The sequence below is a fragment of the Synechococcus sp. UW69 genome (genome assembly GCF_900474185.1).
GTDB lineage: Bacteria > Cyanobacteriota > Cyanobacteriia > PCC-6307 > Cyanobiaceae > Parasynechococcus.
Window position 1 is genome coordinate 79,182 of record NZ_UCNW01000006.1, and the last position, 12,585, is coordinate 91,766.

Here is a 12,585-nt window from a genome sequence, read left to right on the forward strand (position 1 = left end):
CGGCTTACCGCCGATCAGTGGGCATGTAGCTCAGTTGGATAGAGCATCAGATTCCGGTTCTGAGGGTCGGGGGTTCGAGTCCCTCCATGCTCGTGTTTGACCTCAATGTCTCAGCTCAGGCTGAGTCCCATGGCTCGGATGCCATTGGGATCAATCAGAAAACCTTGCTCTTTGAGAGCCTGCAGGGCATCTGCTGGTGCCGAGATCGAAAGGCTGCAGCCTGGTAGATCCCGACGCAGGATTTGCAGGGCACGATGCACCAGAACAGCGAAGAGGATCGCTTGGTTTGGCCCCGGTTTCGCTGCCAAATTCCAAAGATTGGCGTTGAGGGCTAGATCACTGGTGGCCCGCACAAATCCAATCAGTTCCCCATTCGACTCATCCAGGATGCTGATTTGCCACAGACTGCGCTGAAGCGCGAGCTCCCAGCGTTCTTCAGGGTGGGTTGATTCCCCACAGGACATCAGAAGGGTGTTGAGCTGTTCAGACGTTGGAGGGGTCGATGTCTCAAGTCGCGTGCCCTGGGGCAACGGTGGAATCGAGGGTTGTTGAAGGAACGACAGCACAGTGGCTCAACCGGTGTTGCGCATGCCGGCTGCAATGCCATTGAGGGTGAGCAGTGCACCTCGCAGCAGCTCACTGCGGCTGTAGGTGCGTGTGTCTTCGGGCGCTCCCGGGGTTTCGCTCATGGGCGGTTGCCGGTTCTGATCACGCAGTCGCTTCAGCAGTGCAACCTGGAGAAAGCCCAGGGGAACGATGGTGCGATTGCGCAGATCAACGGACAACTGCAGCCCTTGATCAGCTCCCAGCAGTCGGTTTTGTCCCGTGATTTCCAGCACCAGCTTGCGGGTGAGTTCGTATTCCTTGGCGATCACTTGGAAGATCGCTTCAAAGGCCTCTCGCTGTTCGGGGTGCCCCAGGCTGTTCATGTAGTGATGAGCCAGGTCGAGATCCACCTTGGAGAGGGTCATTTCTACCTTTGAAATGAGCATCCGGAAGAAAGGCCAGCGTTGATGGAGGCGGCGCAGCAGATCGAGTTGTTCGGAGTCGCTGCCCACTTCTTCCGACAGAGCTGTGCCGAAGCCAAACCAGCTCGGCAGAAGAAATCGGCTCTGGGTCCAACCGAAGACCCAGGGGATCGCCCGCAGACTGGACAGGTCTTTTGCGCCTGTTTTGCGTCGGGCCGGTCTGCTGGAGATCTGCAGTTTGCTGATTTCCTCGATCGGAGTGACTTGCTGGAAGAACGCCACCAGATCGGGATTGTCGTGAACCAAAGCCCGGTAATGCTCCCTTGAACGGGTGGCGAGGCGACTCATCAGCTGATTCCAGCTTGGCGTCGCATCCAGCTGGTTGGTTACCAGGCTGTTTTGAACCACGGCCGTGGTCACGGTCTCCAGGTTGTACAGCGCCAACTCGGGCAGGCTGTACTTGGAGTTCAGTACTTCACCCTGTTCGGTGATTTTGATCCGGCCCTGCAGCGTGCCGCTGGGTTGGGCCAAGATCGCCTGGTAAGCCGGCCCTCCTCCACGACTGACAGACCCACCGCGGCCGTGGAAGAGGCGAAGCGCCACATCCTGGCGGCTGGCGAGTTCTTGAAGTGCGATCTGAGCCTGGTGAATCTCCCAGTTGCTGGAGAGAAAGCCGGAATCCTTGTTGCTGTCTGAATAGCCCAGCATGAGCTCCTGCAGCGGCTGTTTCTGTTGGCCTGCAACCGGTAGGAGTTCGCGGTAGAGCGGCGTTTTAAACAACCCCTCCATCACCGCGGGGGCCCGTTGGAGATCCTCCACGGTTTCGAACAGCGGCACCACCAGTAGGGAGGCCCGTTTATTCGGCGGGTCCACCAGACCCGCCTCTTTCGCCAGCAGCAGAACCTCCAAGAGATCCGATGCCGTGTGGCTCATCGAAATCACATAGGAGTTGCAGATCCGCTGGCCGAATTCTTCCTGGAGGCGCTGCAGCATTCGGAACACCGCCAACGTCTCTGATGTCGGCGCTGACCAACTGGTGGCTGGCGGAATCAGGGGCCGGCGGGTCTGCAGTTCCTGGAGGAGCCATGCCATCCGCTGCGTTTCATCCATGTCCCCGTAGGCCTGGGGCAGTTCCAGGTTGCGGGTGAGTTCATCGATCGCATCGCTGTGGCGGGTGCTCTCCTGACGGATATCAAGGCTGGCCAGCGAAAACCCAAAGATGTGCACCTGGTGCAGCAGTGTGTCGAGCTGTTCGCAGCTCAATTCGGTGCTGACGAGGCTGTTGCGGACCAACTCCAGGTCACTGCGGAACTGATCCACCGAGGTGTAGTGGAGAACATCGGCTCCGCCGAGTCCGTCCTTGGGATCGGTCAGGGCTTCACAGGGCATCTGCCAGCCCGCCTCCGACAGCTGATTGTTGCGGGCAAGAGTGCGCTCAAGCTTTTCGAGCACGTAGCAGAGCTTCAGCCGGTAGGGCTCCAGTCGGTATCGAGCTGCTCTGCGCTCGTAGATCTCCGGGAACCGGAGCCGGTCCATCTCCAGGGACTCCAGCAGTGATGGCGCCACCTGACTCCACTGCATGGAGATGCTCAGCTGCTGGCGTAGCGACTGGACGGAGTGGATGTACAGCTCCAGCATCAGCTGACGCTGGTAACAGGCTGTTCGCCAGGTGATGTCGGGTGTCACCGAGGGATTGCCGTCCCGATCGGAACCCACCCAGGAGCCAAATGTGCAGAAGGATGCCTGGGGCACCTGGACATCGGGGTAATGCCGATGCAAAGCAGTGATCAGCCTCTTACGCAGTTTCGGCATCGCGTCAAACAACACCTGCTGGAAGTAGTGCAGGGTCGAATCCACCTCATCGATCACGGTGGGTTTGAACTGGTGGAGTTCATCGGTCCGCCACCACAGTCGGATTTCCTCTTCCAGTTGGTCGCGACAGTCCTCGCGCAGCTGATTCGCGAGAGGGTTGTCTGATTGAAGTTGCTGGAGCAAGTTGGCCACACGTCGCTGCTTGTGACGCACGGTGTGCCGAACGATCTCCGTGGGATGGGCGGTGAACACCAGACGGATATCCAGCTCCCGCAGCAGGTGCTCCACCTGCGCGGGGGGGACGTTCATCCGACGCAGCCGCTCGAAGACTTCTCCAAAGGTGGCTGGATCAGTCTGATTGGCGAGAGGGGGTGCAAAGGGATCAAAGGCGTCCCGTTGAGCCGACTCAGCACTGAGATTGGGCCGCAGGCTGTCGAGATAGCTGTCTTCTTCGATCCGCTGCTCAAGGATGTTGATGAGCTGGAAATAGAGCGAAAAGGCGCGGGCCGCCGAGATGGCTTCTGAAAGATCCATGGCTCGGATCAGCTCGACGATCGCCTCGCTCGTGCTGTCGCCGTCCCGTCCCTCTAAGGAGACAGGGTCACTGAGTTGTTTGAGTCGCAGCAGACGTTCGCTCTGCTCCGGTGGGCACTCACTGCGCAGCACCGTCTTCCACAGGTCTTCAATCAGATCCAGACGGTGCTGAAGAAGCTGCCCGGCACCGGATGCACCACCGTTCAAGCGTGTTGTCTCGTTGTCGGAGACATGGGTGGTGGACTCGGGCATGAAGTCTCCACGCTGCGACGGACTCAACATGATCATCCCAAACAGGGTTCCCCGGTGGTTATCTGTTGTTCTTCCTGCTGCATCAGCTGGATCCCCTCCTGAAGCAAGTCATCGATGGATTGGCCCCGGGCATGAGCCGCTTCCCAGCGCATGGCCTGATTGCCGTGGGTCAGCAGTGCATCCAACGGCTTCAAATAAGCACTGAGCTGGAGGGATTCGGCGAGGGGAGCGAGCTCATCAAGCAGCTCCTCAAGCCAGTCCTTGCAGGTGATAGCACGGCGGCCATCCCGCCAATGCTTGAGTTCAGCCTTCAGGCTTGATTGAGCGACGGCTGCATCATTGCTGTCAGCCAGCTGGGCCAGCTCATCCGCGGATAGGACGCTGTTGCAAAGGGGATCGAGGCGAGTCATGTCCTGTCTGAGGGCCAGAAGCCGCAGCTCAAGCAGGCAGGTGATCGCCAGCAGCTCATGGGGATTGGTGATGAGATCGCAGATGCGTAATTCCAGTCGGTTGAGGTCGTACGGGCGTCGCAGACCATTGGGACGAACGGACGTCCATAGGTGACGTTCGTTGCGCATGGCCCCCGTGGCCAGTTGCTCCTCCACCCACTGGATGTAGTGGTCGTGATCCCGAAATAGGGGAACCGATTGCGGCGTTAGGGGGAATTGATGCCATCTCTGGGAGTGGTGGCTTGTGCTGCGCCCATCCAGAAAGGGGGAACTGGCGCTCATGGCGAGCAGGAGAGCCGCCTCGCAGCGCACGAGCCGGACCGCCGCAAACAACCAGTTCAGATCTGTGATGCCGAGGTTGATGTGAATGCTGGCCGTCACGACCCTGGTGCCGTAAAGCCGCTCGATGAGAGCGTGATACGCATTGCCGGGGTCCGAGCGTTCGAACCGGCTGCTGTCTCCCAAACTCATGGTGCTGCCTGGCAGAAGCGTGAGCTCCCGCTCGTGCAGCCACCGCCTTAATTCCCGTCGGGGCGCGAGCAGTGCCTCGGGGAGTTCGGCGTAATCCCTGATCGGGTCGGTGATGTATTCGAGATTGCGACAGTCCGGTTCTGTTACGAAGCCAGGCAGTTCCCTGGCAACGTCGGTGGCGACGCCGACGTTGGCTCCGTTGGGCTGACCGGTGAACAGTTCGACCTCGAAGCCTTTCAGTAGAAGGTTTTGAGCTGTCATCCCGGCGGGTTCAGGCAAGCCAGTGCTGTCAGCATTCCCCGTGCTTTGTTCAGGGTTTCCTCGAATTCAGCCGTCGGTTGTGAATCGGCAACGATGCCGGCCCCGGCCTGAACTTTGACCCGGCATCCACCACCGTCTCGTGGTTGCACCACCATGGTTCGGATCGTAATGGCCGTGTTGAGGGCTCCGGCCAGATCGACGGATCCATAGACCCCGGAATAGGGGCCGCGCGCATCGGGCTCAAGCGTATGGATGAGTTGCATGGCACGGATCTTCGGTGCGCCGCTGACGGTGCCGGCGGGAAAGGCCGCCATCAGCAAATCCCACACATCGTGCGTCGGGGCCAGGCGTCCTTCGACTTGGCTGACGATGTGCATGACGTGTGAGTAGCGCTCGATCACCATGAGGTCTTGCACTGCCACGCTTCCGGGTTGGCAGACCCTGCCGAGGTCATTGCGTCCCAGGTCAACCAGCATCACGTGCTCAGCGCGCTCTTTGGGGTCGGCCAGCAGATCAGCTTCCAGCTCTCGATCCTCTAGTGGCGTGGCTCCCCGAGGTCGGGTGCCCGCTATGGGCCGCAGGCTGGCATGGATGCCATCTGCTGCAGGCTCGGCTTGAACCATCACCTCCGGGCTTGAGCCGATCAGTTGCCAGTCCCCAAAGTCGAAGAACGCCATGTAGGGAGATGGATTCACCATCCGCAAACTGCGATACAGCTCCAGGGGCGACTGAGGAACGTCGGTCTCAAGGCGCTGACTGATCACCAGTTGAAAGACATCGCCGGCCGCGATGTGTTCTTTGGCAGTGTCGACGGCGGCTTCGAATTCATCGCGGCTGCGGTTGGAGCGCACGGCGGGAAGTTCTTTGCTTCTGGCATCCCAGGTCAGCGGTTGGACGGCCGGAAGAGGTGCATCCATCCGTTGGCGCAGGTCGTCAATCCGTCCGATGGCGGACCGCCAGGCCTGTTCCTCATCCGCGCCATCGGACAAGTCGCCGAAGGCGACGGCCGTGATCTGCCGTTTCACCTGATCAAAGATCAGGAGTGCGTCCATCAGCATCCAGATCCCGTCCGGGGGATCGGACGCGCCTCGGGGATGCACCGCAACGGTTGGTTCAATCCATTGGATCAATTCGTAGCCCCAAACGCCATAGAGCTGTCCCAGTGGGGGCAAGCCCGGCAGGTTGACGCAGGCGTAAGGAGCTAAGCAGTCGCGGAGCGATTCAAACGGGTTGCCCGTGAACTCGTCTTTACGACCATCGCGCCAAGTGCGTGTCAGACGGTCATTCCTGGCTGATGCTGTCCAGAGGGGATCGCAGGCGATCACACTCCAGCGTCCGAGGGTTTCACCTCCTTCGACGGACTCCAGCAAAACACCTGGAGGCCTACCCTCTCCCACCTTGATCCAGGTGGTGAGCGGTGTTTCAAGATCTGCGGGCCAACTCTGAGCCAGAGGGATCAGGTTGGCTCCACTGCAAACCGCCTGATGAAAGGCGTCGCGATCGGGACTGAACATCTCCTGATCATCGCAGCCAAGACCCGAAGATCACGACCTCCGGGCTTGCAGATTGATCGTTCAGGAGTCGAAGGTGTTGCGGCCGCTGAACTTGATGTTGGCAGGGTTGACGTTTTCGCCGATGCGACGGGCGTTGTGCCCGACCATGGAACGTCCTTCGTTCACCTTTTCGGGGAAAACACCATCCTTGGGATGCAGGAACTCGGTGTCACCACCGGGGTAGATCCGGTAGATCTTGTAGTCCTCAATCCGGGGCTTGAATTTTGTGCGCAGCTGGGTGCCGAGGGCGAGGCACTGCTCTTTGCGGGCGAAATACATCAGATTTTCGCCTGAGTTCATCAGGGCAGCCCCACCGGTGGGGAGCTCGAAAGCCTGCTCTGTCTTGCTGGTCCAGGTGATCGCGTATTTCTCTTCAGTCTCTGCTGAGTTCAGAAGTCCGCCAGTGCTGGCGATGTGCTGAGGAAGTTGACCATTCAACGCCGTTGCTGCCATGGCTGAAGGAATCCACAAGAGCCGTTACGACTGGAAAGTAGCACCGTCATCGGCTGCTCTTTTGCTCTCCGAAAGCAAGCTTCACACCCGACAACATATTGATCAGTTTCCTGGGGTGTGTACGGGGAAGAAAACGGTGATGTCGCGATCACGTCTGGACTGATAGCGCCCCCCCAGGCTGGCCATCATTTGGCGAGTTGCATCCTGACTTAACTGCAGGCTTCCAGTGCTGGGATCCCAGCTCAGGACGGTCCCTACTTCCTCGCGTTGGGGAGCTGTGCCGGGCTCGGTGGCTGAGGTTCTGTTGGGATGCTCCACATGGAGTTGAAGCTTCACTCGCGGGCCCGCCGCTTGGAGATGAAGTGTCAGCTGACTGCAGGGGGCTAGCCCTCTGGTGCAGCGGTCGATCAGACCTCCCAACATCGGTTCCAGCCGTCGGGAGTCACTGAGAATGGCCGGCAGGTCAGCGGTGAGGTCCAGCTCAAGGCTGATCCCTCTCCGATCCAGTTGCTCCGTCCAGCTGGGTGCAAGGGCGGTGAGGATGGCGTGTAAATCCGTGCGGGCCAAATTGGCTTCGTTGGGCTCCCGTTGAAGCTCGGCGGCATGGAAGATCAGGCCAAATCGGTCGATCTGTTCGCTGCATTCAACATCGATCTGACGCAAGCGATTCACGACGACTTCGGGCAGATCCTTCCGCCGCAGCAGAGACCGGATCAATGTTCTGATCGTTGCTAGAGGGGTTCTCACCTCATGGGTGATGGCTTCCAGCAAATTCAGATCGCCATGGCTGGGGTCTTCTGGTGGGCGCTCGGCCTGGATGGGTTGCAGCATCAGCCCCGGGGCTGTTCCGGTGAGCCGTTCAGTTAGGCGGGGCCAGAACTGTTCTGACCAGGATCCATTGCCCTGAAGGGTGCCGATGGATTCGAGTGCTTTGCGCAGCTGATCGGCCTCTGCCGGTGACTGATGCTCCAGCCGACGCCCGAGCTGCAACAGAACATCACTGAGTGTTTCCGGGTCAGAACGCATCAGCAACTGGCGTTTCTGGGCGGGGCCGTGCAGGGCCAGGGCGACTTGGACCTCGGGCGTGATGACCAGCAGCAGGGGATCATCTCCGTCATCGCGGCGCAGTGACAAGCGTTGGCATCCCTGCAGCGTGCCTGGTTCATCGCTGCTTGACCGTCCAGGTAGTGCCGTTGGATGAGGACTCAATTGATCCAGGCGCTCTGGAGCCCAGACCCATCCCTGCAGATGTTTCAGCAACTCCGGTTCGTAGAGAGCTGGCAGGGGCGCCGCTAGCCAGATTCCACGCTCAATTCCGCGCTCAAGCAGGTCCTGTTGCAGGGTCTCCAGAGCTGCCCACCAAAGCCTTCGGACACCGATCTCATCGCAGCGACCCTGGGGCACATCCTGCGCCAGTCGTTGCCGCAGGTCGGTAAAGGTTGGTCCGGTCAACGGAGTTGTGCCAAGGAGCGACGGCTCTGCCGAACCACAGAGAGGCAGAGGCCGAGGGCGATGAAATTCACAACCATCGCTGAGCGCCCATAGCTCAGGAAGGGCAGGGGGATTCCAGTGACAGGGCCCAGGCCAATGGTCATGAAGATGTTGACCACCACTTGAAACATCAGCATCGTGCCGATTCCGATCACCACGAGCGATTCGAAGTCGGTGCGGGCATTGCGCGCGACTTGAAGCAACCGCGCCATCAATGCAGCAAAGCCAAGAACCACGAGGAGACACCCAACAAACCCCGTCTCCTCGCCTAGAGCGCTGAAGATGAAATCGGTGTGTTGTTCGGGAATGAACCGCAGTTTGGTCAGTTGCCCTTGAAGAAGGCCCGTCCCCAAGACGCCGCCTGAACCGATGCCCACGGTGCTTTGAAGGAGGTGATACCCCCCGCCGAGGGGATCCTTGCTGGGGTCAAGGAACAGCACCAAACGATCCCGTTGGTAGTCCTTCAGGCCATGCATCCAAAGCCATGGTGTCACTGCCGCCATGGCGCTGTGGATGGCCAAGGTTGCTGTTGCCGCCAGGCGCTTCCAGGGCAGGGAGCGGTAGGAGACAACGACCATCAGTGGGATCCAGATCCCCATGGCCCAGGGGAGAAGCCCTGACAGAAGGGCCGTCACCAGCGGTGACAGCAAAAGAATCACCCACTCAATTGGCATTCCCGACCAATAGAGCATCGTGAGCATCAGGGCGCCGAAGACAAGGGATGTGCCCAGATCAGGCTGGATGAACACCAGGAGCCAAGGCACGGCGATCACCCCCAGCGGACGCATGAGATCGATCGGTCGTTCCACCGGGTGTCGTGACAACACCGCTGCCACAAGCAGGATCGCGGCGATCTTGGCGAATTCCGACGGCTGAACATGAACCCCGCCGATGCTGATCCAGCGTTGGGCCCCCAGCGCCGTGGTTCCAATGACCCGTACCGCTATCAGACTGATCACGGTCAGGCCATAGACAGGAAGTAGCAGCGGTCGGAGCCGCTGAAGTGGCAGGCGTTCCAGTCCCAGCGCCAGCAGCACCCCAAAGGCCGCGGTGATCCAGTGGTGATACCAGTCGGCGTAGTCCGCCTGGCGTTGTGTGCTGGCGATCAGCACCCCGGCGATGGCGATCATCCCGATCGGAACACCCCAGAGCACCCACTCCCGGTGCGGTCTGCGGCGGTCACGTCGGCTGAACATCTTCAGGCGGGCTGGGTGACGGCCTTCAGCACTGCATCTGCGAGCCCCTTGAACTCTGCGGCGCTGGCTGATTCGCTGCGATTGATCACGATCGGCCGTCCTGTGTCTCCACCTTCCTGCACAGGCATTTCCATCGGAATTTGGGCCAGAAGAGGAACGTCGTAGTCGGAGGCGAGTTGGGCTCCGCCGCCACTGCCGAAGAGGGCATAACGGCAGTCGGGACGATCCGGAGGAATGAAGGCGCTCATGTTCTCCACCACGCCGAGGACGGGAATGCCCATCTGCCGGAACATGGCAAGTCCCCTTCGCGCATCTTGCAGCGATACCTGTTGCGGGGTGGTCACGATCACAACTCCTGCCATCGGAACTGCCTGGGCCAGGGACAACTGCGCATCACCGGTGCCCGGCGGAAGGTCGACGACAAGAACGTCCCTTTCACCCCATTCGGCCTGGTAGAGAAACTGACGAATGATGCCGTTCAGCATCGGGCCACGCCAGATCACGGGCTGGTGATCATCGATCAGCAGACCCATGGACACCATGGCGATTCCGCAGGTTTCGATCGGGACAATCCGCTGCTGATCTCCGCTTCCCTGCACCTCCGGCGTTTGATCAGCCACACCCAGCATGGTTGGTGCGTTGGGGCCGTAGATATCGGCGTCCAGGAGCCCAACCCGCAGGCCGGTCTGGGCGAGTGCGCAGGCCAGATTGACCGCCACGGTGCTCTTGCCGACGCCTCCCTTGCCGCTGCTCACAGCAATCACCTGGCGCACTCCTGGGATCGACTGGCGTTCAGCCGGCTGTCCGTGGCCTGCTTGGCCAATCCCCCCCTGGCTTGGTGGTTGGCCGATCTCAATCTGGACGTCGTCGATGCCGTCGATGCTCAGCAGAGTTTCCCGTGCCTCGGTCACGATTCGGTCTCTCTGACCTTGGGCGAAGCCGGGAAGGCTGAGGCGAAACACGGCCCGCGGCGGGCTGATGCGGATTTGTTCGATCCAGCCGAGCTCCAGTGCCGATTTGCCACTGCCGGCATCTTTGACTTGCTGGAGGGCGTGGTTGGCCTGCTCGACCGGGTTCATCAGTTTCATTAGGGCAAGCCGGATCCTAGGGGCGTCGCCCGTGACAGTCCCTCACGGATGCTTGTCCAGGCCTGGGGTGACTTGGTTAGGTTTCGATGTCTTCAGTCTCTGACACATGGTCCGCTCCCTGATTCGCCGCGTCCTCGGACGCCAGGACGTGGGTGTCAGCAACTCCACCCTCGAGCTTCCCCCCAGCGACTCCAGAGATCGGGCTCGGGCAATGGTGATGGGGCTTCAAGACGAGATCTGCTCTGGTCTGGAAGCTCTCGATGGTGAAGGTCGCTTTGCAGAGGAAAGTTGGGTGCGGCCTGAAGGGGGTGGTGGCCGCTCCAGGGTGATGCGTGAGGGCCGTGTCTTTGAACAAGGCGGCGTGAATTTCTCAGAGGTTCAAGGGGAAGAACTGCCTCCATCCATCCTCAAGCAGCGTCCGGAGGCGAAGGGTCATCCCTGGTTCGCCACGGGGACGTCGATGGTGCTGCATCCGCGCAACCCCTACATCCCAACGGTTCACCTCAATTACCGCTACTTCGAAGCTGGCCCGGTGTGGTGGTTTGGAGGGGGCGCCGACCTGACCCCCTATTACCCCTTCCTCGACGATGCACGCCATTTTCATCGCACCCATCAGGCGGCCTGTGATTCGGTTCATCCGGATCTGCACAAGGTCTTCAAGCCCTGGTGCGATGAGTACTTCTTTTTGAAGCACCGTGGTGAGACCCGCGGCGTCGGCGGCATTTTTTACGACTATCAAGACGCCAACGGCACGCTTTACAAGGGACAGGACCCGGCGGGCCCAGCCGCCCAGGTGTCTGTACGTTTGGGGGCCAGACCGTTGAGCTGGGAGCAGCTGTTCTCGCTCGGCCAGGCCAACGGCAGAGCCTTCCTTCCCTCCTATGCACCCATCGTTGAGAAGCGTCACCCGATGGCTTATGGCGACCGCGAGAGAGAGTTCCAGCTCTATCGCCGTGGCAGGTACGTGGAATTCAACCTGGTCTGGGATCGCGGCACGATTTTCGGATTGCAGACCAATGGGCGTACGGAATCGATCCTGATGTCTCTGCCCCCGCTCGTGCGCTGGGAGTATGGCTACACCGCAGAGGCCGGATCAAGGGAGGCCCTGCTGACCGAGCTGTTCACCAAGCCTCAGGATTGGCTTGGGGATTCCACCCTCGAAGACCGTTGCCGCCCCCATGGAGCGATCAACTAACTGACGCCCTGAACGAGTGCGTTCACCACGCGCTCGGCCAGGCAGTTCACGGTTTGCTCCCTTGTGCTCGGATCTCTGAGCTTGGTTTCGAGGGGGGGTTCAAGCATGGCGATTTCAAGAATCCCGATGCCACGCCTTGGACCTCCAAGGCCTCCTCGAAAATTCCGTGGGAATCGTCCAAAGGCCTTGGCCAAGCTTTCATCGACGACATTGAGTGCACGCACGTTCGCGAGCACGGGAATCAGGCCTGAGCCGAAGCCATGGGGCCGGTAGGCATCGAAATGGATCTCTAGTACATATTCCCCGCGTTCGGAAAACACTTTGGCTTTCGACCAGTTGGTGGAAGGGTGGTTGTCGTTCGCGATGGTGATTGAGGGAGGGGTGTAAGACCGGATGTTCAAGCCACGTGCTTTGCCTTGGCTGACAACAGCAGCCTGAACCTCGCGGTTCCAGAACAGCTCATCCCGAATGCCCGGTTGCATCGGCGGACGGTTTTGCTGATCCACGGCATAACCCGGTGTTCCAGGACTGGCGGTGCCCTGGGAGTCGGCGTGTCCTGCCATGACGACGATCGGCAAGTTGGTTTGAACAGGGCTGCTACCGACCCAGCTCCCGGATTCCTTCGTGCGCGGGCCCAGCAGCGGGTCTGGCGTGGCGGGTGCGGGACAGGGTTTTGGGTCTGGCGGTGCCGGCGCTAGTTGCTCTGCTAGTTGCTCTGCTGGTTGCTCTTTCGACCCTGGTGTGCTCAGCCAATTGCGCTGTTCAGCAGCCTTGGTCATGGCGAGCGTCACCAGGGACAGCCCTGTGATGGCAAGGCCTGTGGCAAAGCGACGCCGTTGAATCCAGGCCGGCAGACGCATGG

10 protein-coding genes and 1 tRNA gene are annotated in these 12,585 nt (G+C 60.2%); 2 read left to right on the forward strand and 9 right to left on the reverse strand.

Annotation, left to right across the window (positions count from 1 at the left end; all coding sequences use genetic code 11):
• The first annotated feature begins 19 nt into the window (after positions 1-19).
• Positions 20-93: transfer RNA gene (locus DXY29_RS03115), tRNA-Arg, on the forward strand.
• Positions 94-110: 17 nt separating this feature from the next.
• Here the strand turns inward: DXY29_RS03115 and DXY29_RS03120 are convergent.
• From DXY29_RS03120 to DXY29_RS03155, 8 genes are all read right to left on the reverse strand, one after another.
• Positions 111-566, reverse strand: coding sequence for an N-acetyltransferase (locus DXY29_RS03120; RefSeq protein WP_115022843.1), 456 nt, complete (start codon positions 564-566; stop codon positions 111-113).
• Between the two features lie 6 nt (positions 567-572).
• Positions 573-3,566, reverse strand: coding sequence for a phosphoenolpyruvate carboxylase (gene ppc / locus DXY29_RS03125; RefSeq protein WP_115023009.1), 2,994 nt, complete (start codon positions 3,564-3,566; stop codon positions 573-575).
• A gap of 32 nt (positions 3,567-3,598) precedes the next feature.
• Entirely contained in the window at positions 3,599-4,747 is a 1,149-nt protein-coding gene (gene gshA, locus DXY29_RS03130; RefSeq protein ID WP_115022844.1) for a glutamate--cysteine ligase, read from the reverse strand.
• Positions 4,744-6,261 carry an anthranilate synthase component I family protein gene (locus tag DXY29_RS03135; RefSeq protein ID WP_115022845.1) on the reverse strand — a complete coding sequence of 506 codons (1,518 nt, stop codon included), beginning with the start codon at positions 6,259-6,261 and terminating at the stop codon, positions 4,744-4,746. Before DXY29_RS03135 ends, gshA begins: the two co-directional genes overlap by 4 nt.
• Positions 6,262-6,321: 60 nt before the next feature.
• Entirely contained in the window at positions 6,322-6,753 is a 432-nt protein-coding gene (locus DXY29_RS03140) for a photosystem I reaction center subunit II PsaD (protein ID WP_115022846.1), read from the reverse strand.
• 102 nt (positions 6,754-6,855) lie between these two features.
• Positions 6,856-8,205, reverse strand: a complete 1,350-nt coding sequence (locus DXY29_RS03145) for a sensor histidine kinase KdpD (protein ID WP_115022848.1) — start codon at positions 8,203-8,205, stop codon at positions 6,856-6,858.
• Positions 8,202-9,440, reverse strand: a complete 1,239-nt coding sequence (gene rodA, locus DXY29_RS03150; RefSeq protein WP_115022850.1) for a rod shape-determining protein RodA — start codon at positions 9,438-9,440, stop codon at positions 8,202-8,204. The genes DXY29_RS03145 and rodA overlap by 4 nt, the downstream gene beginning before the upstream one ends.
• Before the next feature lie 2 nt (positions 9,441-9,442).
• Positions 9,443-10,519, reverse strand: a complete 1,077-nt coding sequence (locus tag DXY29_RS03155) for an Mrp/NBP35 family ATP-binding protein (protein WP_115022852.1) — start codon at positions 10,517-10,519, stop codon at positions 9,443-9,445.
• Positions 10,520-10,634: 115 nt separating this feature from the next.
• Here DXY29_RS03155 and hemF point away from each other — a divergent pair, with 115 nt between their 5' ends.
• On the forward strand, positions 10,635-11,723 hold the full coding sequence (gene hemF, locus DXY29_RS03160; RefSeq protein WP_115022854.1) for an oxygen-dependent coproporphyrinogen oxidase: 1,089 nt from the start codon (positions 10,635-10,637) through the stop codon (positions 11,721-11,723).
• Here hemF and DXY29_RS03165 read toward each other — a convergent pair.
• Positions 11,720-12,583, reverse strand: a complete 864-nt coding sequence (locus tag DXY29_RS03165) for an N-acetylmuramoyl-L-alanine amidase (protein ID WP_115022855.1) — start codon at positions 12,581-12,583, stop codon at positions 11,720-11,722. The two genes, hemF and DXY29_RS03165, sit on opposite strands and share 4 nt — an antisense overlap.
• Between the last annotated feature and the right edge of the window lie 2 nt (positions 12,584-12,585).

Coding starts and splice junctions, on each gene's coding strand:
- ppc (WP_115023009.1), bottom strand. CDS start 3,566: ATGCCCGAGTCCACCACCCATGTCTCCGACAACGAGACAACACGCTTG.
- gshA (WP_115022844.1), bottom strand. CDS start 4,747: ATGACAGCTCAAAACCTTCTACTGAAAGGCTTCGAGGTCGAACTGTTC.
- DXY29_RS03135 (WP_115022845.1), bottom strand. CDS start 6,261: ATGTTCAGTCCCGATCGCGACGCCTTTCATCAGGCGGTTTGCAGTGGA.
- DXY29_RS03140 (WP_115022846.1), bottom strand. CDS start 6,753: ATGGCAGCAACGGCGTTGAATGGTCAACTTCCTCAGCACATCGCCAGC.
- rodA (WP_115022850.1), bottom strand. CDS start 9,440: ATGTTCAGCCGACGTGACCGCCGCAGACCGCACCGGGAGTGGGTGCTC.
- DXY29_RS03155 (WP_115022852.1), bottom strand. CDS start 10,519: ATGAACCCGGTCGAGCAGGCCAACCACGCCCTCCAGCAAGTCAAAGAT.
- hemF (WP_115022854.1), top strand. CDS start 10,635: ATGGTCCGCTCCCTGATTCGCCGCGTCCTCGGACGCCAGGACGTGGGT.
- DXY29_RS03165 (WP_115022855.1), bottom strand. CDS start 12,583: ATGCGTCTGCCGGCCTGGATTCAACGGCGTCGCTTTGCCACAGGCCTT.